The sequence below is a fragment of the Candidatus Pedobacter colombiensis genome (assembly GCA_029202485.1).
Classification (GTDB): domain Bacteria; phylum Bacteroidota; class Bacteroidia; order Sphingobacteriales; family Sphingobacteriaceae; genus Pedobacter; species Pedobacter colombiensis.
The window spans coordinates 5,213,498-5,238,047 of record CP119313.1 but is presented as its reverse complement, the minus strand read 5'-3'; the positions used below and the strand labels follow the sequence as shown (position 1 = coordinate 5,238,047).

23 protein-coding genes and 1 tRNA gene are annotated in these 24,550 nt (G+C 38.4%); 9 read left to right on the top strand and 15 right to left on the bottom strand.

Translation table 11 applies throughout. The features are described 5' to 3' along the window. Positions 1–35 precede the first annotated feature (35 nt). The 5 genes from P0Y49_21845 to P0Y49_21825 are packed head-to-tail and all read left to right on the top strand — an operon-like array spanning position 36 to position 5,164. Entirely contained in the window at positions 36–779 is a 744-nt protein-coding gene (locus P0Y49_21845; GenBank protein ID WEK19421.1) for a methyltransferase domain-containing protein, read from the top strand. 5 nt (positions 780–784) lie between these two features. Continuing rightward, positions 785–1,738 (top strand): polysaccharide deacetylase family protein, encoded by a 954-nt coding sequence (locus P0Y49_21840; protein ID WEK19420.1) that lies wholly within the window; start codon positions 785–787, stop codon positions 1,736–1,738. 13 nt (positions 1,739–1,751) lie between these two features. Continuing rightward, positions 1,752–2,618, top strand: a complete 867-nt coding sequence (locus P0Y49_21835; GenBank protein ID WEK19419.1) for an ABC transporter permease — start codon at positions 1,752–1,754, stop codon at positions 2,616–2,618. An 11-nt stretch (positions 2,619–2,629) separates the two neighbouring features. Next, on the top strand, positions 2,630–3,895 hold the full coding sequence (locus P0Y49_21830) for an ABC transporter ATP-binding protein (protein WEK19418.1): 1,266 nt from the start codon (positions 2,630–2,632) through the stop codon (positions 3,893–3,895). 3 nt (positions 3,896–3,898) lie between these two features. Continuing rightward, on the top strand, positions 3,899–5,164 hold the full coding sequence (locus P0Y49_21825; protein ID WEK19417.1) for a glycosyltransferase: 1,266 nt from the start codon (positions 3,899–3,901) through the stop codon (positions 5,162–5,164). Positions 5,165–5,276: 112 nt separating this feature from the next. On the opposite strand, the gene P0Y49_21820 is transcribed toward P0Y49_21825, so the two are convergent. Next, positions 5,277–6,224 carry a glycosyltransferase gene (locus P0Y49_21820; protein ID WEK19416.1) on the bottom strand — a complete coding sequence of 316 codons (948 nt, stop codon included), beginning with the start codon at positions 6,222–6,224 and terminating at the stop codon, positions 5,277–5,279. A gap of 182 nt (positions 6,225–6,406) precedes the next feature. Here P0Y49_21820 and P0Y49_21815 point away from each other — a divergent pair, with 182 nt between their 5' ends. Then, complete coding sequence (locus tag P0Y49_21815; GenBank protein WEK19415.1) at positions 6,407–7,402, top strand: glycosyltransferase; 996 nt, start codon at positions 6,407–6,409, stop codon at positions 7,400–7,402. A gap of 44 nt (positions 7,403–7,446) precedes the next feature. Here the strand turns inward: P0Y49_21815 and P0Y49_21810 are convergent, their stop codons facing one another. From P0Y49_21810 to P0Y49_21785, 6 genes are all read right to left on the bottom strand, one after another. After that, positions 7,447–9,210, bottom strand: coding sequence for a cytochrome c peroxidase (locus tag P0Y49_21810; GenBank protein WEK19414.1), 1,764 nt, complete (start codon positions 9,208–9,210; stop codon positions 7,447–7,449). Then, positions 9,200–10,516, bottom strand: a complete 1,317-nt coding sequence (locus P0Y49_21805) for an alkaline phosphatase family protein (protein WEK19413.1) — start codon at positions 10,514–10,516, stop codon at positions 9,200–9,202. Before P0Y49_21805 ends, P0Y49_21810 begins: the two co-directional genes overlap by 11 nt. 149 nt (positions 10,517–10,665) lie before the next feature. Beyond that, positions 10,666–11,034, bottom strand: coding sequence for a hypothetical protein (locus P0Y49_21800; protein ID WEK19412.1), 369 nt, complete (start codon positions 11,032–11,034; stop codon positions 10,666–10,668). A 14-nt stretch (positions 11,035–11,048) separates the two neighbouring features. Next, a complete protein-coding gene (locus P0Y49_21795) occupies positions 11,049–11,726 on the bottom strand; it encodes a hypothetical protein (protein WEK19411.1) in 678 nt (225 codons plus the stop codon). Between the two features lie 250 nt (positions 11,727–11,976). Next, entirely contained in the window at positions 11,977–12,129 is a 153-nt protein-coding gene (locus tag P0Y49_21790) for a hypothetical protein (GenBank protein ID WEK19410.1), read from the bottom strand. A 97-nt stretch (positions 12,130–12,226) separates the two neighbouring features. Then, positions 12,227–13,336 carry a Fic family protein gene (locus P0Y49_21785; protein WEK19409.1) on the bottom strand — a complete coding sequence of 370 codons (1,110 nt, stop codon included), beginning with the start codon at positions 13,334–13,336 and terminating at the stop codon, positions 12,227–12,229. A gap of 1,280 nt (positions 13,337–14,616) precedes the next feature. On the opposite strand from P0Y49_21785, the gene P0Y49_21780 reads away from it, so the two are divergent. After that, positions 14,617–15,456 (top strand): acyltransferase family protein, encoded by an 840-nt coding sequence (locus tag P0Y49_21780; protein WEK19408.1) that lies wholly within the window; start codon positions 14,617–14,619, stop codon positions 15,454–15,456. A gap of 186 nt (positions 15,457–15,642) precedes the next feature. Here P0Y49_21780 and P0Y49_21775 read toward each other — a convergent pair whose 3' ends face one another. Beyond that, positions 15,643–15,942: a hypothetical protein gene (locus P0Y49_21775; protein ID WEK19407.1), complete on the bottom strand. Its 300-nt coding sequence runs from the start codon at positions 15,940–15,942 to the stop codon at positions 15,643–15,645. A 285-nt stretch (positions 15,943–16,227) separates the two neighbouring features. Here P0Y49_21775 and P0Y49_21770 point away from each other — a divergent pair, with 285 nt between their 5' ends. Beyond that, positions 16,228–16,680, top strand: a complete 453-nt coding sequence (locus P0Y49_21770) for a hypothetical protein (GenBank protein WEK19406.1) — start codon at positions 16,228–16,230, stop codon at positions 16,678–16,680. Positions 16,681–16,722: 42 nt separating this feature from the next. Here the strand turns inward: P0Y49_21770 and P0Y49_21765 are convergent, their stop codons facing one another. The 5 genes from P0Y49_21765 to metG all read right to left on the bottom strand — a co-directional run bounded on the left by P0Y49_21765 (position 16,723) and on the right by metG (position 21,497). Further along, positions 16,723–17,718 carry a transposase gene (locus tag P0Y49_21765; GenBank protein ID WEK19405.1) on the bottom strand — a complete coding sequence of 332 codons (996 nt, stop codon included), beginning with the start codon at positions 17,716–17,718 and terminating at the stop codon, positions 16,723–16,725. Continuing rightward, on the bottom strand, positions 17,681–18,043 hold the full coding sequence (locus P0Y49_21760) for a hypothetical protein (GenBank protein WEK19404.1): 363 nt from the start codon (positions 18,041–18,043) through the stop codon (positions 17,681–17,683). Before P0Y49_21760 ends, P0Y49_21765 begins: the two co-directional genes overlap by 38 nt. Positions 18,044–18,200: 157 nt before the next feature. Beyond that, a tRNA-Arg gene (locus P0Y49_21755) sits at positions 18,201–18,272 on the bottom strand. Between the two features lie 630 nt (positions 18,273–18,902). Then, a complete protein-coding gene (locus P0Y49_21750) occupies positions 18,903–19,136 on the bottom strand; it encodes a hypothetical protein (protein WEK19403.1) in 234 nt (77 codons plus the stop codon). A 252-nt stretch (positions 19,137–19,388) separates the two neighbouring features. Beyond that, positions 19,389–21,497: a methionine--tRNA ligase gene (gene metG, locus P0Y49_21745; GenBank protein ID WEK19402.1), complete on the bottom strand. Its 2,109-nt coding sequence runs from the start codon at positions 21,495–21,497 to the stop codon at positions 19,389–19,391. 40 nt (positions 21,498–21,537) lie between these two features. Here metG and P0Y49_21740 point away from each other — a divergent pair, with 40 nt between their 5' ends. Continuing rightward, positions 21,538–22,437, top strand: coding sequence for an LD-carboxypeptidase (locus P0Y49_21740; protein ID WEK19401.1), 900 nt, complete (start codon positions 21,538–21,540; stop codon positions 22,435–22,437). 160 nt (positions 22,438–22,597) lie between these two features. On the opposite strand, the gene P0Y49_21735 is transcribed toward P0Y49_21740, so the two are convergent. Continuing rightward, positions 22,598–23,041 carry a hypothetical protein gene (locus P0Y49_21735; protein WEK19400.1) on the bottom strand — a complete coding sequence of 148 codons (444 nt, stop codon included), beginning with the start codon at positions 23,039–23,041 and terminating at the stop codon, positions 22,598–22,600. Positions 23,042–23,048: 7 nt separating this feature from the next. Further along, entirely contained in the window at positions 23,049–24,539 is a 1,491-nt protein-coding gene (locus P0Y49_21730; protein WEK19399.1) for a SusD/RagB family nutrient-binding outer membrane lipoprotein, read from the bottom strand. Positions 24,540–24,550 lie beyond the last annotated feature (11 nt).

The window sequence follows — 24,550 nt, the reverse complement described above, 5'->3', positions numbered from 1 at the left end:
AAGCGTATTAAACCCGATTTTTATAATTAATATTAATGACCAACAGTTTAAAAACTACGCTAAAAAGGCACTTACCCACTTTTATCAAAAGGCTAGCAAACCGCTTGGGCTTGTATCCTGAATTTATCCCTGCTCAAGGTAAAATCAACTGGGGCGATTTTAAGTCAGTAAAACCATTTAGTAATGATTTTGGCTTTGACCGTGGAGGTGCTGTAGATCGTTACTATATTGAAAAATTTTTAGCTGAACAATCCGTTCATATTAAGGGCAATGTTTTAGAGATCGCAGATAACGCATATACGTTAAAATACGGTGGAAACAATGTTATAAAAAGTGATGTCTTACATTTAAATGCCGACACACCAGGCGCTACCTATATTGGGGATTTAAGTAAAGGGGAAGGCTTACCTTCCGAACATTTTGATTGTATTATACTTACACAAACATTACATCTTATTTATGATTATATATCCGCGCTGAAACATTGTTACCGAATCCTTAAAAAGGATGGAATATTATTGATAACGACTCCGGGAATAAGCCCGATCGACCGGGGAGAATGGGGTAAATACTGGCTTTGGTCATTTAATGAGCATTCTATGAGGAGGATTTTCGCAGAGTTATTCCCTACAAACAGTTTTACGATAAAAACTTATGGCAATGTATATGCTGCCACAACTTTCTTATATGGGGCTGGAATTGGTGAAGTGGATAGATCAAAGCTTGATGTAAGAGATACTGCATTTAGTGTTATCGTAGCCATTCAATTAAAAAAATAGCTTTAATGCTCCATTCATTGCTATCAAAAGTAAAAAACAAGTATACTCGCCGCGGTGTTGTATTAATGTATCATCGGATAGCAAACCCTATATCAGACCCTTGGGATCTTGCTGTTAGTCCTGAGAATTTCGAAGAACATTTAAAAGTATTAAAAGCCTATAATGTAATTCCGGTAAATGAATTGCCAGATATACTTGCTAAAAAAAACAAAATGTTCTCCAATACCGTAGTTGTTACTTTTGATGATGGCTATCGGAATAATTATTTAGCCGGCAAACCCTTACTTGAAAAATACAACATTCCGGCAACATTCTTTATTCCTACGAATTCAATTGGGGAGCAACAAGAATTTTGGTGGGATGCTCTGGAACGCATTTGCTTGCAATCGACTAATCTACCTGACAAATTAATACTTAAGCATCCTGAGAATATTTCATGGGATATCGGTAATTCTAACAATATGGTTAACCCTACCGATCTGTATTTCAAACTTTGCGCTATTGTTAGGAAAATGCCTGCAGGACAGCATCAAACGTTTATCAAAGTCCTTGAAACCTGGGCAAACAATACGAATAACAGGTCAGCGTATTTTACAATGGATAAAAAAGAGCTCCTGGATTTGCAATCAAATAAGCTCTTTACTATTGGTGCGCATACAATGACACATCCTTTCTTGCCAAATTTTTCATACGATTATCAAGAAAGTGAGATACAGGGAGGAATTGCCTTTTTAGAAGAATTAACTAACAACCCCATTAAATACCTGGCGTATCCACACGGTGGTTGGGATCAAAACACTTTAGAGATTTTGGCTGATTCAGATGTAGCACTGGCATTCACTACAAATCCTCAACATTTTAAAGCTGATACTTATAATTTCACCATACCACGTTTTCAGGTAGGCAATTGGGACGGAAAAACATTCGCGTTTCATCTTAACAATTGGATGAGAAAATAATACCTTAGCTTAAATGAATTTTAACGAAAAAGAAGATATAACAGAAAATTGGCAATGGGAAATAAACTCAACCCAAAGCTGGTTTAAATTAGGCCTACGCGATCTTTACTCCTATCGCGGGTTAATTATGCGTTTTGTACGCCGTGATTTAATTGCCAGTTATCAGCAAACCATAATTGGTCCTGTCTGGATGTTTTTACAGCCCCTTTTAACCACTTCAATTTATTTTGTGGTCTTTGGCAACTTTGCCAAAGTATCAACAGATGGTGTCCCTAAAATATTATTCTATTTGTCGGGCACGATTATCTGGACTTTCTTTTTCGACAATATTTCTGGCACCATGTATACCTTCATCACCAATGCACAAATTTTTAACAAGGTATACTTCCCAAGATTAATTATGCCAATAAGTAATATTATCACTCAATCGGTAAGATTGTCAATACAGCTGATGCTATTTGTCCTTATCTTTTTATTTTATCACATCTTATATGATCAGTTCCAGCTATCTTATACCTTGTTGCTTATCCCACTTTTAATCATACTAACTGCAGCTTTTGCATTAGGCTCAGGTCTATTGATCTCTGTTTTTACGGCACGGTATCGCGATGTGGATACTTTCTTTCAATACATACTTCGCTTAGGGATGTTTGTTACCCCGGTTGTTTTTCCAAGTTCTATAGTACCTTTAAAGTACCAATTTTTATTTTGGTTAAACCCCTTAACACCTATCATAGAAACTTTTAGAGCTGTATTTTTTAATCACGGTGCGATACAGTATAATTATTTGTTATTAGCAGTTGTTAATACTACTATTTTATTAATCCTGGGTTTGGCCATGTTTAAAAAGCGTGAAACAGAGGTAATGGACATTATTTAAGTGATAAAGAAATGAGTAACCTGATATTAAAAGCAGAAAACATATCAAAATATTATCGCTTGGGCGTAATAGGCTCCGGATCATTTAAGGAAGACCTTCAAAATTTCTGGAAAAATACATTTTCAACTGGTGGTCATAAAACGACAAACAACATTGATATTCAACCTAAAGCAAACGAACTATGGGCGCTTAAAGATATAGACTTTGAAATAATGAAAGGCGATGTGGTAGGTTTTGTCGGCAAAAACGGAGCTGGAAAATCAACCTTATTAAAAGTATTGTCGCGTATTACACTACCAACTACCGGAACAATTAAAGGGAAAGGCCGCGTTGCAAGCTTATTGGAAGTTGGGACGGGGTTCCATGCAGAACTAACAGGACGTGAAAACATATTTCTAAATGGTCAGATACTTGGGATGCATAAAAAAGAGATTATATCCAAGTTTGAAGAAATTGTTGCTTTTTCAGGCATTGAGCGCTTTTTAGACACTCCGGTAAAACGTTACTCCAGCGGAATGTATGTTAGACTCGCATTTGCCATAGCAGCGCATTTAGAGCCCGAGATTCTTATCGTTGATGAAGTATTGGCTGTAGGTGATGCCGAATTTCAGAAAAAATGTCTGGGTAAAATGAAACAGGTATCAGCGGAGGAGGGCAAAACTGTGCTTTTTGTAAGCCATAATTCACAGGCGCTTAGAAACTTATGCACTAAAGCAATTTACCTGGAAAAAGGCCGCCTTATTGATATGGGGAATACGCAAGATGTAATATCCAATTACTTAAAGCGTGAACAAACGCTATATCTAAACAGAGTATATGCTGATCCTGATACTGCACCAGGAAATGAAAATATCCGCATTAAGCGTGTAGAAATGTTACCGCAATACCTGGATTCCAGCAATATTATTGACATCAGAACGCCCTTAGTCATTGAATTTGAATTTTGGTATTTGCCAACAGAGGAAATGGATCTGGGTGTAAATGTGCTTTTAAACACAGTAATGGGCGATTGCATTTTTGATGTTCCCTCTCCGGCATATCAGTACAGCAAAGGGTTGATCAAAGGAAAATGTATCATCCCTGGCGACTTTCTAAATAATGGTTCCTATTTAATAGACTTATTGTTTGTAAAAAATACCAGCAGCTCTTTGTTTGATTTTGAAGAATGTTTATCTTTTGATGTTGAGGACTTTAGAGAAAATACAGCATGGTATGGCGACTGGGTTGGCGCGGTTAGGCCAAAGTTTAAGGTACAGTTACAGCAGGATGAAATTTAAAATATGGAAAACTTTAAGCCCTTTACCATTCAGCACCTCCAGGTTGATCAACTTTACTCGTTTATGCCATCTCCGGTTAATTACTATCTGGTTTTTTGGTGGAAAAACATACCATTAGGACACATTTGGTTGTATACGCATAACAGCACCATTGATAATACTATCTTCAAACAAAATGTAACAGATGCTATACAAAAGACTGTTGATGATTACGCCTCTGTACAAAAAAGGGATAACCAAACTTTATGGAAAACTTATCTTTTAGATAATGACCAGGAAAAGCTTAAGCAAGAACTGGATAACATCATCCCCTTACAAATAGGCACTCCAACGGGTGATGAAAAGCTTTCCATTGTAATTTGCACCCGGAACAGGCCACAACAACTTGAGCAATGTGTGAAAGCCCTGATGGATTCGCACGACCAGGATTTTGAGTTAATAGTGGTTGACAATGCGCCTGACAATGACAGTACGGAACAGATCATGAAAAAATACCCTACTGTAAAATATGTAAAAGAACCCCGTAAAGGACTGAGTATAGCTCGAAATACAGGTGCCAGGCAGGCAAGACATGATATAGTTGCATATACCGATGATGATGTAATTGTTCACCCTACCTGGACCAGGATAATTAAAACAACTTTTCAGGACCAGTTGACCATGGCTGTTACCGGCTTAGTGATACCGGTTAGTTTACAGGTTAAAGCGCAATATCTTTTCGAAAAAAATTCGGGTTTTAATAGGGGTTATATAGCAAAGGTTTTTGACAAGGACTATTTTGCAAAGTACCTTGATGTTGGTGTTCCGGTGTGGGATGTCGGCGCAGGAGCCAATATGGCATTCAGACGGAAAGTTTTTGATCACATAGGTTGGTTTGATGAGCGATTGGGTGCTGGGGCATCCGGTTGTAGCGAGGACTCTGAATTTTGGTACAGAGTAATGGCCAAAGGCTGGAACTGTAACTATTATCCGCAATTATTTGTTTATCATCAACACCGCGATTCTGAGGCATCATTAAAAAATCAAATGTTTAGCTATATGCGAGGGCACGTTAGTGCTTTACTCGTTCAATACAAAAATCATCGTCACAAAGGCAATTTATTTAGGCTGTACCATATTCTACCTGTTCATTACTTAAAAAGAATCTGCTCAGATATTCTCCATCTTCGGCTTAATACGTTAAAAGGTACTTTGAACGAAGCATACGGATGCGTTGCGGGTTATCTATATTATTTTAAATATTGCAATGGGAAGGATAATGATACATAGAAAAGAAACTAGGTGCACCTCTTATTATCTTCTTAAGACCTTAATTAAGGTTGTAATTAGATACAAAAACAAATTGCAAAAGGACGCTCAGAAAAATAAATGCCACTATTACTTAATGGCGCTTACTAACAACATCAAACAATGAAAGCATTATGATTTTCCCGGTTTTAAAGAAAGACGAAAATGTTTTAAGTATCAAAACACAATATAATTCTTTATCATGTTTTCTTAAAGCTTTAAACGCTATCCTATTTGATTCAACACTTTCATGTAAAATCTTAACTCTTTCCTCATATATGATATTACAATACCAGTTCCTCCAAAAAGTCTGACCCAAATTAAACCAATGCTTTTCGTCCTTATTCCTCAAATCGCTTTTTTGCTTATCTAATATTTGTAAGGCGGTGCTTAGCATCATTGCCGAACCTTTAGATACATTTGAATCATGAATAAAATAGACCGCAATTAATTCTGTATGGTGGGCTATAGGATGCCTGCGTGCGACTTTCAGATATAAATCATAATCTTCACAGACCTTCAATGTAGTATCATATCGGACGGATTCAAACACCCAGCGTTGAAACATTACCGTAGCGATCATAGCTATAAAGTTTGTTTGTAAAAGATAGCAGTAATGATCGGTGTCTACTTTGCGGGTAACATCACGTGTCGTTTGATCTTTGTCAAAAAAAAACCGAAATCCACCAGATACAAAAGCTAATTGTGGTGACACTCGGATAAAGTTCAGATTTATCATTAATGCATCTGGTAATAACCAATCGTCCGCATCCAAAAAAACCAGGTACTCACCAGTACTTTGATCAATACCGGTATTCCGTGCAGCAGAAAGACCCTGATTGATTTTAAATACATATTTAACCTCTTTATAATTTTGGACTATTTCTTTAGTGTTATCTGTAGAACCATCATCTATAACTATAATTTCAAAATGGGTATAGGTTTGTGCGAGAACACTTTCTATTGCTTTGGACAAATATCTGCCATGGTTATAACAAGGAATAATGACACTAACCAAAGCCTCATCTTTTAAATTGATCATAGTTTACCACATTTGTTAATTGTAACGATTAACTTAAAAGTTTTTAGACTCTATTTAGAACAAAAATAAAATAAACTTTTACTTTTATACATAAGAAGTACTCTACTACTGAAATATTACAGTTTCGCTACAGAGAACTATTGATGTAACAAATGTTGTTACAGGCCGATATATTGATAATCATGCTTGAACGTACTCCAAAATCACCGCCCCAAATTGCTCCATTACCCCCAGACCCTAATCAACCTCAATGGTCGGTTATGATCCCTTCTTACAATTGCATTCATTATCTGCGCAAAACAATTGAGAGTGTTTTAGCCCAGGCTCCAGATGCAAAACAAATGCAGATTGAAGTAATAGACGATTTCAGCACCGATGGTGATGTTGAGGCTTTGGTAAATAGGCTCGGTAAAGGGCGCATTGGTTTTTATAAACAACCACGCAATGTTGGCAGTCTAAGAAATTTCGAAACCTGTATCAACAGGTCAAAAGGAAAATTTGTACAGATCTTGCATGGTGATGATTTAGTCAGGCCAGGGTTTTACCAGGAAGTTGGGCAGTTATTCAAAATGTATCCAGATGCTGGCGCCGCATTTACAGGCTGTTCTGATATTGATGAAAATGACAAATGGCTTTGGGATAGTCCGCAAATCTTAAAAGAGGCTGGCATCATTGACAACTGGCTACTTAAACTGGCTGAGGGACAACTACTACAAACACCTTGCATAGTGGTTAGACGCGAAGTATATGAAAAATTAGGGGGTTTTTTCGCTGTACATTATGGTGAAGATTGGGAAATGTGGACGAGGATTGCTGCAAATTATCCGGTTGCCTACTCACCAGGAAAATTAGCTTATTATAGAGTGCACTCTAATAACATTACCAGTAATTCTTTAGCAACCGGCCAAAATATTAAAGACATATCCACTGTAGTTAATATTATTCAAAATTACTTGCCTGCGGACAAGCGCAAAGAGTTAAAAAGAAAAGCAAGAATGAATTATGCCATTTACGCAGGTATAATATCTGACAGAATCTATCATATAGAAAACAACCCTAAAGCAGCCCTCTCTCAAGTAACATATGCATTTAAACTGCATCCAAACACACGAACGTTATATAGTTTTTTAAAAATCCTAACTAAAAAATTAATACGACATAAAAATAACCCTGGGTAGCAGTAAAAATAGAATCGGATACGCGGTATAAATACCTTTTTGTTTTATCTGCTATCCAAGCTCCTGATAAAATCGATTAATTCGGTTTTATCTTTTTGAGTCAGGTGTAGCGGTTTCGCATCCAGGGTCTGGTTCGCTATTTCAATGCCCGCACCCCTGCCACCACCTTTATCATAGAAATCGATCACTTCTTCCAACGTTTGGAATACCCCATTGTGCATATATGGCGCAGTTCGAGCGGTGTTACGAACCGTAGTAGTTTTAAAGGCGTATCGGTTAAAATCTCCGGATTGGATGCTGTAAAGGCCCAGGTCAGGATCAATGTGTTTGCCCTTCCTTTTTTGCGGCACTCCAATTACTTCCGCTTCCATCCGCATATAGCGTGGTGGCAACACGCCATTGAACAGCGGCAGGTAATGACAAGTCCCGCAGCGCGCCTTGCCCATAAACAGGTTAAAGCCGGCTAACTCGGTCTTTCTCATAGCGCGTTTATCACCCTGCATATAGGTATCAAAACGACTGTTCAGCGCAGTCAGACTACGCACATAACCTGCCAGTGCATTCGCGACTTCAAAGGTATCAATAGCCTTGCGTCTCTGTTGCGGATAGGCAAGATTGAACAGCTTGCGGTAGTTCGTATCCAGCCAGAGCTTACCAGTTGCGGTTTGCATATCACCATGCATTTCATCACGGTTCCGCACCACATCACTAGCCTGGTCTTCCAAAGAAGCCGCCCGCAGGTCATAAAATTGCGCTGGTTGTAAAGCAGCATTGATCAATGTCGGTGTATTGCGCCTGATCATCTTCTTACCAGTAATATCCAGATTTTTAACGAGCCCGTCTGTAAAAGCCTTGTTGGGCTGATGACAGGAAGCACAGCTGCGTTTGCGATTACCGGAAAGTATAGGGTCGAAGAACAATTTTTTCCCTAAAACAATCTTTTCGGCAGTCACGGAATCTCCCGGTTCAGCGGTATAGGCATTGCGGTTAAAAGCATTTGCATCGAACAACGTTGCGACGTCTTGGTTAAGCAAGTGGTTATAACGAACATCCGGCAATTTTAATCGGTCCTTTAATACTTTGAGCGACCTAGTCAGCGGGTTGGCGTAATGAGTAATAAAAGTAGCGCGGTCAAAGCGATCAAACGTTACTGGGTGCTGCAAATAGAAGATGGCCGGATCAAATTCTGGCACATTGCCATAGTGACAAGTGACTTCCTTCAAGCTTTGCAGTGCTACGGCAGACTCGACAAAACATCTTTTGGACAACGGATCATCAAAATCATTGAGCCCGAGTGTCTCTATACGAAAAATCTCCAGCTTTATCGCATCAAGGATCTGCCAGTCCTGCAGGTCTGCCCGTCGAAAGTATTCTCGAAATTCCGTTGCACTGACTACCAACTGATCCAAGAAGCCATTCAGTTCTTTCTTTTTATTCAGGTCAAACCTTGGAAAAAGGTACTCTTCAATGACTTGTAATCCCTCCGGCTGGATTACAAGCCCACTGAATTCAGTTTCCGGCGCTGGTGGGCCATTCACTCTTCTGGCGGTTAGTGGATCAAAGTACTCTGTGGCCCACTCAAGCTGCTTATAGGCAAGCCGCACCTCGCGAAAACGTCGTTGCAATAATTGACTTTGCGCAATATTCATTTTTGTCGCTCGCAGCAGTTGAACGGCACTCAAAAAATGGTCTGCCTGAAGAATTAATTTTTCTTTAACCTGGACTGCCGGAGTATCCGGCTGCCGCAGGGAAAGGAGGGTAACGACTACCATTACCGAAAAACCAAGGGAGATGACCTTAGAAGTCAAATGCATTGCTTAAGGGATCGGCATTTTTATCACGGTCATTAAGCGACTCCAGTCCCCACCTTTTTTCAATAAAAGCCAGGATACTTACGGTTTCATAAATCGTATGATCCACATAACCTTTCTTTGCAAAAGGCGAGATGATCAAAGCTGGTATACGCGTACCAGGTCCCCATTTGTCGATTATTGGTGGAGCAACATGATCCCAGAAACCGCCGTTTTCGTCATAGGTCAGGATAATGACTGCATCCTTACCATTGGGGCCGTTCAATACCGCCTCGATCAGTTTTACAGCATGACTCTCTCCGCTAGTCACTGTTGATTCGCCGGGATGCTCATTCTCCAACCCGATAGGCTTAACAAATGAAACCGCGGGCAGGGTGCCGATTTTCGCAGCATCCAAGAATTCTGTCTCATCCTTCAGATGTTCCTTCCTGTCCTGTGTTCCTTCAGCATAACGAGTGAAATAGGCAAGGGGCTGATGATGGTAAGTAAATGAAGGGGCTGGTTTACCTGTGATAGTATTGTCCCATCCGCCTGAGTACCAAGCCCAGGAAACACCTTTATCCGACAGCCTGTCACCGATATTGGGACCGGTCTGTGTTGGTAGCAGGAATGCGGGATTCCCATTTTTCGGGTGCAGATTAATCGAATTGATTGTGTTTACCGCATAACCATCCGGCGTTACTGTTCCATCTTTCATCAATTTACCATCGGCATCAAGCTGCGCTACGAGATTAGCAGGCGCATTGGGGAACATTGGCGAGGCAGCAGCAATCAACCACTGGTGATTGAGGAATGAACCACCGAAGACGCTATGAAAGAAATGATCACACACTGTATATTTTCTGGCAAGATCATATAGTGGCAGATCTTTGGTGCGATAATACCCCATAGCAAAGCCTTTGGTGAAGTTATATTGTACAAATCGATTCATTTTGCCCCCATTGATCTGGAATTGCTCCTGGTAAAAACGATGTGTCACATCCGGGGTAACCTGATCTGCAGCCACATATTGGTCAATATTGAAATAGGTATTGGGCAGGTTTGTCGGGAAAGCACTGCTGCGCGGAATTGGCGGTAGCGTGATATAAGGCTGACTTTCTGCGTTTATCTGGGTGATATTCTCTGGTTTGGCTTGCTCCAACCCCTCTGCACCGGGGAATTGCCCATATAAATTATCAAAGCTATGGTTCTCCATGTAAATCACCACAACGTGCTTCACTTTATTTAATTGCGCAAATGCTGGTGCAGCAGTCAGGCCGAGAACCGTCAATAAAAGAAATGGGGGTTTGAAAATTGTTCTCATAAAATATCGATAAGTTTATTTACTGTAAGGCGCCCCAGAGATCATAAAATTACAGTTTATTGCTGTGTTTCCCTAGATAAAACAAAAAAACGATCAATACACATGCGATTGGAAAAGATCGAATCCGATCATTTGCCATCAAGGCTTTTTTATATTACGCTTTTCATAGAAGTTGATTTATTCAGTTCTTCCACCATAGCCGGACGCCGACAATATACTTGCTTTAGTTCTCCCGCAAGCTCCAGCAATTGCTGTTTTCCTTCAGGAATATCCTTTATGATCAGCTTCATGTCTTTTACCAATTCCTGATATTGTCTGCGATCAGAAGTACTTTCGGCTCTCTGTCGGATCGCTAGCAGATACAATGATAAGAGTTCCGCTGGATAATGCTTCACTAGCTCAGCATGATAGTACAAAATCAGCTCCAAAGATTCTTCCTTCATCACCAACTCCATTAGCCTGTCTAAATATCCTTCTTCAATATAAATTTGGGCGACTGTGGATTGCAGCGACAACATACTTTGTCCATTTCTTATCCAACCCCGCTGCTTATTTCGATCGTAAATTGCCAGCACTGCCGCAATCTGTTCCTGAATACATTGTTCCAGTATAATTCTCCATTCATCTGCCAGATAAGTGGTTTTCCAGGCCTGATAGTATTCCCTTTCGAAACCTCTGTCAAAGGCAAAATATCGGGTATAGTGACGTATGATCTCCACATCCTCTTCCAATATAGCAATGCGAACAGTTCCTTCTGCCATGTAGCCAAAGTGCCCGGATGATCTTTCCCACGGGCAACCGCTATACCGCCATTAATTAGTGACTTCGCCTCTTCGTAATCCTGAGCCTCAATCGATCTGTTTACCATAAGCCGCCTCAGTTCTACAACATCCAAGTGAGCTTTTATCAAAGCTTCCGCATCCTCTGTAAGGTTAATAGCCCTCAAAAACTCAATCTTTCGAATCGTATAAAAATTTTTGTTGTAATCTGAATAGCGGTCATCAGGTTTCGCTAATTCTCTATCCACATGCGTTAAAAACACATCCGTCTTTCCCGTTTTTATTGCCAGCGATTCAAAAACTTCAACCATTGAGTATCCAAAATCGCCATAATCAAAATACACCTTTTGTTGAAGTTCGGCTTGCAGCCAGGAAAATAACTGCTGTTTTAGCGGCATACCCGCATCGGGATGCTCCGCGATGCCCGCCATTAATTCTATACAACTATGAACCACTCCTCCGATACAACCCGCAGAATCATCACAATAGCTGATCAGCTGTATGCTTTTCTTTTAAAGCAATCCCTGCCAGCGAAAATGCATCCAGAAAATTTTGCTTTTCCAGTAGCATGGTTCCGGATTCCAGAAGATCATTAAAATCGCCCGATAGATTAAAGCTATCATTATAATCTATAAATCCTTTGCGTTCATATCTCTTAATGATCTTCCGGATACGTTCCCCTTATTTTTCTGCCGGATTGCTTTTTTCGTCCTTATCAGAAAAGTATATTTCCAGATCTGATTTAAAATCAGGGTTTCTGTGGCTGTATAAAGCCACAAATGAGCGAAGTTCTTCCAAAGAAATTTTTTTTAATAATTTTTCTATATCTTTCATTGATTAATTATCGGGTCTATTATTCTGTAAATTGGTCAGTTTCATAATCCATATATTTCTCCAGCTTAAACTGAAGCCACTGTTTTCTGAATTCTGACTATCCCTCTAAAATAGAAATCAGATCTCCATTGATATAAAAAACTTCTTTCCCTTCTTTTATAGGCTGCAGAATACCTGCATCAACAAGCTCAACAAAATATTTAGTCAGGGTTGTCCTTGAAGTAACTCCCAGGATATCACCAACAAACTTAGGCTTAATGTAAGGCTGACTAAAAATTGCTTCATTAACCTCTTTGTTATACCATTTTATCCGCCCCCTTGCATGCTCTAGGGTAGCCTCCATTTGATCTAGAATACTAACGATTAATTGACTTGTTAATAGAGACGTCTTCTCTATAGCCTCCAGCATGTAAAGTACCCATGGTTTCCAAGATCCTCTCTGAGTAACAATACCCAAATTATAATAATATTCGTCCTTATTTGCAATGATGTATTTCGACAAGTATAAAACTGGCTGATCCAATAATCCCTTATGCACCAAATACAACAGGTTTAATATGCGTCCAGTTCTTCCATTTCCATCACGAAATGGGTGTATGGCTTCAAATTGATAATGAGCTATGCACATTTTAATCAAGGGGTCAGAAGAATGTTTTTGATCGTCATTTAGGTACTCTAATAGATTTTCCATCAATTTCTCAAGAACTCCAGCACCTCTTGGTGGAGTATAAATTATCTCACCTGCACGAAATTCACTTTGCCCGCGATTGATCACTGTTAATGATTGAGGAGCACGTAAACCGTCTGTAGAATTTTTAATTTTTCTAAAAATCCCAGTAATACACTCTAAGTCTATCATCGCTTTGTCGCGAAGCAAATCATATCCTTGCCATAATGCCTCTCTATACCTTAGCACCTCCTTAGTACCAATATTAGCATCATTCTCTTTCAGTGAATCAGAAACCGCCTTGTAAAGTTCGTCTTCGGTCGTAAAAATATTCTCAATCGCTGTTGATGCTTTCGCCTCCTGCAAAGCTATCGTATTTATCAGCATATATGGATTTGGTAATCTTTTTACTGTGCTGTTTGCCGCAGCAAGTGCCCGTGACGTTTTTACAAGCTTTTTTAAAATTTCTATATCCTCTACATCTTTAGTCGGGGGGAGCAAGGGAAGATCGTTAAAGGGCTTAGTTCTATCGTATGCCATATACGTGTTCATATTATCAATCCAAACTGGACATATACACAAATTAAAGCATAAATTTGAACATATCACCCACACATGTTCAAATTTTTATAAATATTGGACATGTAATGCATGTATGTTCAAATTTAAAATACACATGGTCCAACTTCAGTTCAATTAGACTGCTAAAGATCTTCATCTAAAGGCTTCTTTTAAGTCACTTTATCCATTATAAATTTTTCGGATAACTTTCTTATGTTGTTCTCAAGGTGGGAAAAAATTGCGGTCTCGGAGATAGAAAAAACAGTGTTTTTTGTGGGTCAATTGACCTCAAAACAAGTCATAATTGATCAGGTTTGATCAAATAAGTTTCCCTTTTATTTACCCCTAGGAAATCTTGTAGAATTAGTAATTTTATGAGAGTTCTATACCGATAATCGATTTATATAAATTCTGAAGTTGATGTAAGTGTCGAATATTTACAATACTACTTTTAATATATATATTTGAAACCTGCCGATGCGCTATTAATTTGATGTTTTCAGACCAGGTTCCGTAACCAATCCAACCATCTTTTTCTTTTGATGAATAAGATTCAAAGTCGGCCTTTATCATCTACTCTTCAGTAATAAAAATTGGGCTTATTATTTTATTGCCATTATCGATTTCTACAAAATAATTAACTCCAATTTCATCAAGCTCATAGATTACTCTTTTGCGATTTAGATAATACATGACTTGAACAGTTTTTGCGCCTAAAGCTGTTTTTACAGTTCTAATTCGAAGCATAAAATACCCATGAGTACCACAAATTACAATTTTTCATACCATAATAAGCTGATTATTAATGGTATTTATTTTCTTAGTTCTACAAGGAGACAAGTCAGGAGGGTGGTGTAAATCAACAGTAGGACTAGACACATACCAACCGATAGCTTATGTTCGAACCAATTTAAAAGAAAACCTTCTACTAAGAATTGATTATTTTAAATACTTTTTCATAAATTAATCGCCTAAACCATAGCCTCAATCGAAACTAGAAAACACATTGATAAAATAGATATCTTAAGAGGTATTGCTATAGTAATGGTAGTTTTATACCATTCTGAATTGGCCCTTTTCCCCGGCTTTGAAGAAATGGAACATAAAGATACCAAGCATATGATCTTAAATTTATCGCCAACAGCATATGGATGGGTTGGCGTTCAATTATTTTTGATTATTAGTGGCTTTCTCATTCATTTAGGCTTTCTGTCTCGTAATCGCAGCTTGAACATAGCAGCATTTTACAGTAAGCGATTTTGGAGAATATATCCCCCGTATCTAATCGTACTTTTGATATTTTCGCAACAGGATTAGGCATTAAAGATTATTCATATAGCAATGAAGGCTATAAAGATTTATTTGCTCATCTTTTTTTTATCCATAACTTATTCGATAAGTATTACTTTTCCATTAACCCATCTTTCTGGAGTCTAGCACTTGAAATGCAGCTTTACCTCGTATACCCAATATTTTTATTCATAAGAAAATGGTTGGGTATAAAAAAAACAATAATCATTATTTTCCTGTTAGTGCCCGTTTCCTATTTGGCAGTCCATTTTATGGCACCTCATTCAAAATTAGTGGCACCTGGCTTCATTTCTAATCATTGGTTTACCTGGTGTGCCGGAGCTTTTCTTGCTGAGCGATATATAAATGGCCAAAGATTGTTTGTAAAATCTAGTCTGATAATTGCCTTATTCGGTTTTATTGCAATTATATTAGTCGGCTTTTATATCTCAGTTGAATTAAGTGCCTTTATATCTGTGTTTGCGTGGATAGCATTTTTTGAATGGCTATTACATAAAGAAATAAACACAACAACTCGTATAAATAAATCTCTTGCAATAATAGGAATTGTTAGTTATAGCATTTATTTAATACATCAGCCGCTATTACATTTGGCTATTCCTTGGTTTAATTTTTTGGGCCCTAAAGCTTACTGGGCATTTTTCAAGCCTATACCTATATTTATTTCAATATTTATAATATCATATTTTTCATACAGATTCATTGAACTTCCATCAATACGGTTTGGATATTTAGTCCAGAAGAGAAACAGGACACCTAATTTATCAAATCAACATATATTAAAATAACATTCCATGACACAAAAAAGCCAGCGCTTGTGTATAAACGCTGGCCAAATCGGTGGTCCCGACGATAGAAAAAACAGTGGTTTTTGTGGGTAAATTGACGTCAAAACAAGTCATATTCAATCAGGTTTGATCAAATTAAGTTACCCTTTTTTACCCCCTTTTGAGTAATGATATAATGCCGTATTGTTACTTAGATGAAGAATAACTGTCATCTAAGGTTGTGAGGGACTTTTTTTTGAATCCTAGTTTTTGCTTATTATATTTAAATAAAATTGTAAAATCAAATCCTAAACAGATAGTAATGTATGATCTTGAAGAAACCGGTGGCGCAAACATTGGATTTGGCCGAGCCACATGGCCATTTGCTAAAGTGTTAGTTAATAAAAATGAATTACGATTAAGTGCATCAATCATAGGCAATGTGTATTTCAGGCCTTCTGATATTATCTCTATCGAACCATCTTCCTTATTTTCTGGAGCTAGCATAAAATCAATCACCGAGTCAGCGAATATAGCACGAAGGTTATCTTTTTAACTTCCGGTAACTATAACAGAGGTCAACAAGGTCCCGTTTTTGCTAGAAAAGCACATGATGGGCCAACGGGATGTTTACTCTGGATAATTGCAATCGCATTCATTGGGGGAGGAATTTACCTTCTAGCATAATCAAAACCTTCTATCTCTAAGGCTCAATTATGATTGATTGGGTCTCAACACTACCTCTATAGAGGTTTTTAATTTAAATTTTCAACTCTTAAATATTAAAGAAAAATGAACCAATTAGCACAAAAGAACACAACAAAACACATCTATCTTCTTTTCTTAGCATTATCCCTCTGCCTATTTTCGTGCAAGAAGGACAACAAAGAAGCCTCTCCAACTATTGTAGGAAAGTGGTCTGTTAAAAGTTATGTAATAACCAGCCTCGAAAATGGCGGCGTAGATATAGATAAAGCCAAAGATATCCTGCCGCGTCCAACATTTGAATTTAAAAGTGATGGATCTTTTATTATTAACCGGGGAGGTACGTCGACAAAGGGTGAGACATTCTACTATACCGTTACTGGTAATCAATTGACATTTAATGAAGAGATAGTTTTTGACCATAAAGATTTTACGTTCAACATATCAGGTTCAAGACTCGTATTAAAAAGGACACAAACTTATAAAGCCTCATTAGTCCCTTATACAGAAAATACAACTGTTACTTTAGACAAGCTGTAGCCTACGCAGCATTTTGGATCAAGCAAAAAAGTTGGGGAGGGATTAGGCATATATTTTTGATAACCTGAATAGGAAAAATTTGACATTTCTTACCCCTCTAAATTGCGTTCTAAAAGCTTTAATCTTCGCATTAAAAGATTCTGCGGAGGCATTAGTGGATCTGTTATCAAAGTAGTTTAATATTGTTTCATAATTGTTCTGAACGGTTCTTGATATGGTATTGAAGGATTTATAACCCATTTTTTCTATCTTGTTATACCATAAGGCTAACTTTTTAAAGGCAATCATTTTAGTTTTTGAATGGCTGAGTATTGAAGACAGTTCCTGGGAGACTTTATACGCTTGCTGCAAATCTGGGTATAGCTTAAATAACAGTTCTGCCCTGTGATTTTGTGAAGGAGTCCAGTTTACTTCTTTTTTAAATAACAAATACCTACTTCTAGCCAGTAACTGTTTTATCGTATCTCCATTTTCCAGAAGTTCGGGAATCCAAGGCTTCTTTACTTCTCTGGCTAGATCCATTTCTTTGTTTTCCTGTTCTATAGCATCCCATCTATGTTTAATCCTGATTTCCTGGACACCTTCATTAGCCAATTGCTGTACATGGAACCTATCTGAAACAAGCTTTGCTTTTGGAAAACTCCTTTTTACTATTCTGGTCATTGTCGGAGCCAGATCAAGGGTTACTTCTTTTACTTGTTTCCTTACCTGCTCCTTCATTCTGTGAAGAACCTTTATGATCGACTCGCTTTCAGTACCCTTTACAATTGCTACCAAAGCACCTTTCTTCCCTTTTGCCCCTTTATTAGTCAGTATTGTATAGAGCTCTCCTTGTGAAAGGCTAGTTTCATCAATTGATAAATATTCCCCCATATTATTAGCAAAAAGCAGCCAATTCTCAGAGTGTTCCGCCTGATCCCAGCTGCTAAAATCACTTAAATGGCGGGCATATTGCTCTTCCAGACGCTTTCCGTCAACACCAAAGAAATGGCCAAGACTTTTACAGCTTATTGGGGTGGAATCCAAATAGTCTTTCAAAAAAAAAGGCAAACTCTTGAGTCATCTTTGTGCCTTCGGCAACTAATTGCCAATCCCGGGAAACGATCTTACTTGTTCGGGTGTTGAGCCATTTCCGACGCTTAAGGTTTAAAAAACAAGGTTTGCCACGCAAAGGAAAGTCTCGAACGGAAGCCTCATCGTAGAATCCTTTAGATAAAAGATGATCTCCAGAAAACTCTTGTGGATGAATGTTCTTTTCTATCAAATAAATATAGGTTGAACCGTCAATTGTAGCAGCTCGGTCGAATTCAAAATAGTCGCTAAGACCTTCTGGTAGTATTAATGAAAGCAGGGTAGAATCCAATATAATTGCTGTTTAATGCAAATCTAAACAAAATTAATCCCTCCCCAACTTTTTTGCTTGATCCAGCATTTTACAATGAAAGTTGTACCTATGTTGTACCTAATATTAAAAAAACCTGTAAACATTTGATTTACAGGTTTTTTTCAATATCACTAAGTGGTCCCGACGAGAATCGAACTCATATCTAAAGTTTAGGAAACTTCTATTCTATCCGTTGAACTACGGGACCCAATCTTAACCTAAAGATGCCGACATAACACTTATAGTCATCAATAGGTAATTAATTTTGCGCAAAGATATAAAAAATAATCAGCTAAATAATAGAAGTCTTTGCCTTTTAGCCCAGCCTTGATTTATCTTCACAAATAATCAAAGGTTTCAATTACTATTCAACATTTTAGTAATATTACGTATAAACCTTTGCAGTAAAGAACTTTCTTCAGTAATAGGATCGCCACCAAACCTGTGAAAGTCAGTATACTCAGTGTTGTAAATACCCAGATTAACAATAAATTGCCCTTTATTTTGATGGATAGTGGGTCATGTAAGGAGTTTATAGTATCTGAACTAGCACGCACATTTAACTTCTTAATAAGTGCAATGAGTACAGCACAGAATTTTCATCATCAAGTTGAGTGAATAGGACCATAATGAGAGATTAAAAAAATCGTATTATCACGGATCATTTTAGATCATTGAAAATTAATGGAGAACTACATTTTAGAGATATAAAGTAATAAAAAGATATTCCACATCGAACTTATTGAGAGGATAAAACAAGCTTACTGCTCTACCATCCAGTTAATTTATCTTTTAATTACAAAGCAAAACCGAAAGCGCCTTGATAGGCGCCTCGATATTAGCCTACACAATACCCCACTATCTGAGGTGTACCGTCTGTATTGTAACATTCACCCGGAGGAGCTAACTGGCATTTATTAAGGGCTCCCCCAAAAAGTAAAGTGCAATCATCATCTATTGTACATTGGCTTAAACATGGGAGATACCCCCCCCCCATAACTTTTTTCATTTGTTCTCTTGACAATGTTTTTTTAGCGCCAAAATTTGGATTAACTACATGTTCTTTGTTCATATGATTAAGTTTAAATTGTTTCAAAACTATCACCGCCAACATCTTAGTAATTAAATATACTAAAAAACAATACTTATTGGAGAAAAATTGAGCGCTTTTTTTATAAAAAATCTAATTTACGTAGCCTTTTGTAAAATGAATAAAAGAAATGTCTCAGTCTGTCCGATAAATTGGCTATTGGACAGACTGAGACATTCTAGGTGATCGCAAGCAAAAAATACCTAAGGAAAGGAGCTACCCCTCCTTCTAAAATTATCTGATCACACTACCATTATGATGTTTAGCAGTTGGCGCCACAAAAGCAAGCTTTCCATCTGCATCCTCAGACATTAAAATCATACCCTGCGACACAATCCCTTTGATCTCACGTGGTGCAAGATTTACCACAAGGCTCACCTGCTGTCCAATAACATCTTCAGGCTTATAATACTCCGCAATTCCCGATACTACTGTACGTTGATCTATTCCGGTGTCCAGCGTTAATTTTAACAGCTTCTTAGTCTTTTCAACCTTTTCGGCTGCAACAATCGTGGCTACACGGATATCAACCGAAGTAAAGTCCTCAAACTGAATATTCTCTTTGGGTGGCGCAGCAATTGCCGAAGCCGCATTATTATCCTCTTTACTTTTGTTAAGCTTGTCTATTTGTGCTTGCACCTCTTCATCTTCGATTTTTTCGAACAACAATGCCGGCTCATTCAATTGATGCCCCCTGTGCAATAAATTGATCTTACCCGCAGCTGCCCAGGTATGCCCGCCATAATTCAGCATCTTCATCAGCTTATCAGCCGTAAATGGTAAAAAGGGCTCTATTAAGATCTCCAGATTAGCAGCTATCTGTAAACTGATAAACAAGATCGTACGTACCCTATCTTCATCGGTTTTAATCACCTTCCATGGCTCAGTATCTGCAAGATATTTATTCCCCAAGCGGGCAACATTCATCACCTCGCCTAGCGCCTCCCTGAAACGGTAGCTCTCTATGGAAGCACTAATCTTTGCCGGAGCAGCAGCCAATTCATCTATCACTTGCTTGTCTTCAGGAGTAATATCCATACACATTGGCACCTTTCCAGCAAAATATTTATGCGTTAGCACAACTACCCTATTGATAAAATTACCCAATACTGCAACCAGCTCATTGTTATTTCTCGCCTGGAAATCTTTCCAGGTAAAGTCGTTATCCTTCGTCTCAGGTGCTGTTGCCGTTAAAACATAACGCAATACATCCTGCTTATCTTTAAACTCCTCAAGGTACTCATTTAACCAAACAGCCCAATTTTTGGAGGTTGAGATCTTCTGTCCTTCAAGGTTCAGGAACTCATTAGCCGGAACATTATCCGCCAAAATATAATCGCCATGAGCCATTAACATTGCCGGGAAAATTATGCAGTGGAAAACGATATTGTCTTTCCCAATAAAATGAACCAATTTGGTTCCTTCATCTTTCCAGTATTCTTCCCAATTACCTTTCTCAACGCCATGTGGGTTGATGTAATACTCTTCAGCTACAGGGTTCCAAATGTCTAAACGAGCATATTCAAAAAGCTCTTTAGTAGCCGAAATATAGCCTATAGGTGCATCAAACCAAACATAAAGCACTTTACCTTCTGCATCCTTGACAGGGACTTTAACACCCCAATCCAGATCGCGGGTCATGGCACGAGGTTGTAAACCCGCATTTAACCACGATTGGCACTGTCCGGAAACATTTGGTTTCCACTCTTTATGACTCTCAATATATGTTCTAAGCTGATCTTCGTATTTATCCAGTGGCAAAAACCAGTTCTTGGTTTCTTTTCTTACAGGAGGTTCTCCGGATAAGGTCGACTTCGGATTGATTAGATCTGTTGCGTTTAATGTGCTGCCACAGTTCTCACATTGATCGCCATAAGCATTCTCATTCCCGCACTTCGGACAAGTTCCGGTAATATAACGATCGGCTAAAAACGTTTGTGCCTTTTCATCATAATACTGCTCGGTAATTTCTTCTGTAAAAACCCCTTTCTTGTATAAGGTTTCAAAAAAATCAGAAGCCGTTTGGTGGTGCATCAAGGATGATGTTCTGTGATAAATATCAAAAGAAACGCCAAATTCCTTAAATGAATCACCTATAATTTTGTGGTATTTATCAACAATAACCTGAGGTGTCACGCCTTCCTTTTTCGCCTTTAGCGTAATGGGAACACCATTTTCATCAGATCCACAAATAAATTTAACATCTCTTTTATTAGAGCGCAGGTATCTTACATAAGTATCTGCAGGTAAATAAACGCCTGCCAAATGTCCTATGTGTACCGGTCCGTTTGTATAGGGCAATGCCGCTGTAACGGTATATCTTTTTATTTTACTGTTATCCAAAACTATTTTTATTATTTTGTCAAAGATAAGTGTTTTACCTATGATTAAACAGCCAGCATATTTAAAAAAAGGCGACAAAATTGCAATAGTTTGTCCGGCAAAGAAATTACCAGGGAGTATTGCCCCTGCCATAACCATTCTTGAAAGCTGGGGCTTGCAAGTTGTAATAGGTAAAACCGTTACCGCTGATCACAACCAATTTGCAGGGGATGACACCTTAAGAGCTGCAGATTTACAAACATTTCTCGACGATCCGGAAATCAGGGCCATCATTGCCGGAAGAGGCGGCTACGGTACCATCCGGATTATTGATGAGCTTAACTATGATAAATTTAAAACCAATCCCAAATGGGTCATAGGATTTAGTGACATCACGATATTACTTTCGGATTTATTTGCCCGGTTAAACATTCAAAGCATCCACGGACAGATGCCTTATACATTTGATACAGCAACGCCTGAATCATTAGAGTCTTTAAGAAGGGCTTTGTTTGGCGAGAACATTAAATACGAATATACAAGCATATTTCCCGGAAGATCGGGAACTGCTGAAGGTATCTTAGTTGGGGGCAACTTAACCCTAATGGTGATGATAGAGGGATCCGCTTCTGAGATAGACTACACCGACAAAATCCTGTTTCTGGAAGATGTTGGTGAGCATGAATATTCTATCGACAGAATGATGCGTATGCTAAAACGGACTGGTAAGCTCTCCAGGTTAAAGGGTCTTATCATCGGTGCTTTTAATGAAATTGCAACGGAATCTATTCCTTTTGGAGCCAGCCCGGAACAAGTGATATGGGATATTGTGAAGGAATATGATTATCCGATATGTTTTAACTTCCCTGTAGGTCATATTGATGACAACAGAGCGATGGTTGTTGGAAGATCAATTAACTTGATCATCAACCAACAAAACGTGGCGCTAACTCAATCTTAAGTAAAAGTATTTAATTTCAGCCCCCTGAAGTAAGCTATTATTAACTAGTAAAATAAAGGGCTAAGACCGACATATATAAAGGGATTTAATAAAGAAGCCGGAAGATAAATCTTCCGGCTTCTTTATTAAATCGAGCACCCTTATCGAGTGATTAGGCCTATTAGTTAATGGTAATTAAAACCTTTTGGTCGGCCGGATTATTTTTAGACCCTATTGTTAAAACTGTACCATCTGCTTTGACAGCTGATAAAAGTGTTAAGGTTGCTGTCGTTGAGGTAGCAGGAGGAGTAATTACCGCTGCAACAGTTGGCACCGCGATCGTAGTTGTTAAAACTCCCCTCGGCAAAACCACCGTTTGGCTAGGTAAATTAACTGCACCCTCCACTTTATAAGTAATGGTTACCGCTTGTTGGATGGCAGTCTTAACAAGAAAAGAAACATTAGCCACAGTTCCCTTCTTAACAGTTATAGGGGTGGTGGCAGTTAATGCTACATATGGAGGCAAACTATTGCTAAAATCGTAATTATCCCCCGGACCTTTTTTGTCACAGGATTGCAACAAAAAAGCGGTCATTATCGTCATTAATATTAATATCTTTTTCATGTTTCTGTTATAAATCAAACCACATTTTTACATTATACTTAATTGTTGCCGGAGCATTCGGATTTCTGGAAAGCTCATTAGTGATCGGGTATTCAAACCTTCTAAAGATTGGCCCCGCTGGTGCGCCAATAGGGAGTGTCAACACCGGTACTTCACTACCTTCTGGACCAGACCTTCTCCATTGTGTAAAGGCATCTAACCCTCTATCCATTTTATCAACCCACTGTTGAGCATGAATAGTTTGGATGGCTACAGCCTGATTAGCAAACACAGTATTAAATTGATCTGCATAACTTTTGGCAGCAGCTGCAGGAACCCCAAAATAGAGACATGAAGCTTCAACCCCATTGCGAAAACGAGCCGTAGCAGTCGTTAAATCCACAGGTACACCAAGTCCCCTAGCGTATATTTCAGCTTCGTTAAATAGTTGCTCTTGGTAGGTATACATCACCTCTGGAGCTGCAGCTGACTGCAACGAAGCAGCAATTCTTGGATTAATTGCATCAAATGCATCAGCTCCAGGAACTACTCCAATGTATTTCGTTTGTCCCGCAGGCTTATCGAAGAACTTAGGAAGCCTAGGATCACTTATCGCCGGCCCACCTGTAGCTGGATCCATGATATCCGTAACAGGTTTAGTCGCAAAAAAGAAATTTAAGCCGCCATTATATTGCAAGCTAATGGCATATTTCGGATTTCTTTTCCCTGCCACATCCTGATATGGAATTAGGCAGTTATCAGCAGCAGAACCAACAAAACTCGTACCATCGTTAATTAAAGCTGCAATAGCCGCTTTTTTTGTTTCATCAGCATCAACCATAGTCAACAACGTCCTCAATTTCAATGATTTGGCTAATTTTTTCCATTTAGGAATATCTCCTTTATAAAAAAGATCGTATCCATCGGCATTAGCGCCAATTTTCAATGGACTTGACTCATCAAATTGAGCCAACGCCTTATCAAGTAACGTTAGTGTCCCTTCCAAAACAGTTTTCTGAGGATCAAAATGCGGATAAAGTATGTCAGAATTCCATGCTTCCGTGTAAGGAACATCTCCAAAAGTAGTCGTGATATCATAAACCATCATCGCCAACAAAACCTTACACTGAGCAGCTGCATTATTATTTACTGGACTCGCAGTTTCCGAAAGTCTAATCGCTTGTTGTAAATTTGCGCCTCCCCTAACATAAAGAGATACCCAGCTGTTGTTAAAAAAGTTAGAAGAAAAAGTGTAAATATCAGGACTTGGATCTCCACCCGACCATCCTGTTGGATTATTTCCACCGGCACTAACTGACTGCCCAGCCAAAGCCATAGGAATATACATATCTCCACTTGATCTTAAATTGATATAAGCAACAGAGGCGTAAGAAAATAACAATTTAGGATCTACAGTTGTTGCCGCATTTGGATTCTTATTAATATCCAAATACTTTTTGCATGATGATAGTGTTAACAATGTTGCTATAACACTAAACGTATATATAAATTTTCTCATTTTTTTTTGAA

What these genes read in the sequence shown, in the direction of transcription:
- P0Y49_21845 (WEK19421.1), top strand. Translation starts at nt 36, where the DNA reads ATGACCAACAGTTTAAAAACTACGCTAAAAAGGCACTTACCCACTTTT.
- P0Y49_21840 (WEK19420.1), top strand. Translation starts at nt 785, where the DNA reads ATGCTCCATTCATTGCTATCAAAAGTAAAAAACAAGTATACTCGCCGC.
- P0Y49_21835 (WEK19419.1), top strand. Translation starts at nt 1,752, where the DNA reads ATGAATTTTAACGAAAAAGAAGATATAACAGAAAATTGGCAATGGGAA.
- P0Y49_21830 (WEK19418.1), top strand. Translation starts at nt 2,630, where the DNA reads ATGAGTAACCTGATATTAAAAGCAGAAAACATATCAAAATATTATCGC.
- P0Y49_21825 (WEK19417.1), top strand. Translation starts at nt 3,899, where the DNA reads ATGGAAAACTTTAAGCCCTTTACCATTCAGCACCTCCAGGTTGATCAA.
- P0Y49_21820 (WEK19416.1), bottom strand. Translation starts at nt 6,224, where the DNA reads ATGATCAATTTAAAAGATGAGGCTTTGGTTAGTGTCATTATTCCTTGT.
- P0Y49_21815 (WEK19415.1), top strand. Translation starts at nt 6,407, where the DNA reads ATGCTTGAACGTACTCCAAAATCACCGCCCCAAATTGCTCCATTACCC.
- P0Y49_21805 (WEK19413.1), bottom strand. Translation starts at nt 10,516, where the DNA reads ATGAGAACAATTTTCAAACCCCCATTTCTTTTATTGACGGTTCTCGGC.
- P0Y49_21800 (WEK19412.1), bottom strand. Translation starts at nt 11,034, where the DNA reads ATGTTGTCGCTGCAATCCACAGTCGCCCAAATTTATATTGAAGAAGGA.
- P0Y49_21795 (WEK19411.1), bottom strand. Translation starts at nt 11,726, where the DNA reads ATGGCGGGCATCGCGGAGCATCCCGATGCGGGTATGCCGCTAAAACAG.
- P0Y49_21790 (WEK19410.1), bottom strand. Translation starts at nt 12,129, where the DNA reads ATGAAAGATATAGAAAAATTATTAAAAAAAATTTCTTTGGAAGAACTT.
- P0Y49_21785 (WEK19409.1), bottom strand. Translation starts at nt 13,336, where the DNA reads ATGGCATACGATAGAACTAAGCCCTTTAACGATCTTCCCTTGCTCCCC.
- P0Y49_21775 (WEK19407.1), bottom strand. Translation starts at nt 15,942, where the DNA reads ATGCTAGCTCCAGAAAATAAGGAAGATGGTTCGATAGAGATAATATCA.
- P0Y49_21770 (WEK19406.1), top strand. Translation starts at nt 16,228, where the DNA reads ATGAACCAATTAGCACAAAAGAACACAACAAAACACATCTATCTTCTT.
- P0Y49_21750 (WEK19403.1), bottom strand. Translation starts at nt 19,136, where the DNA reads ATGAACAAAGAACATGTAGTTAATCCAAATTTTGGCGCTAAAAAAACA.
- P0Y49_21740 (WEK19401.1), top strand. Translation starts at nt 21,538, where the DNA reads ATGATTAAACAGCCAGCATATTTAAAAAAAGGCGACAAAATTGCAATA.
- P0Y49_21735 (WEK19400.1), bottom strand. Translation starts at nt 23,041, where the DNA reads ATGAAAAAGATATTAATATTAATGACGATAATGACCGCTTTTTTGTTG.
- P0Y49_21730 (WEK19399.1), bottom strand. Translation starts at nt 24,539, where the DNA reads ATGAGAAAATTTATATATACGTTTAGTGTTATAGCAACATTGTTAACA.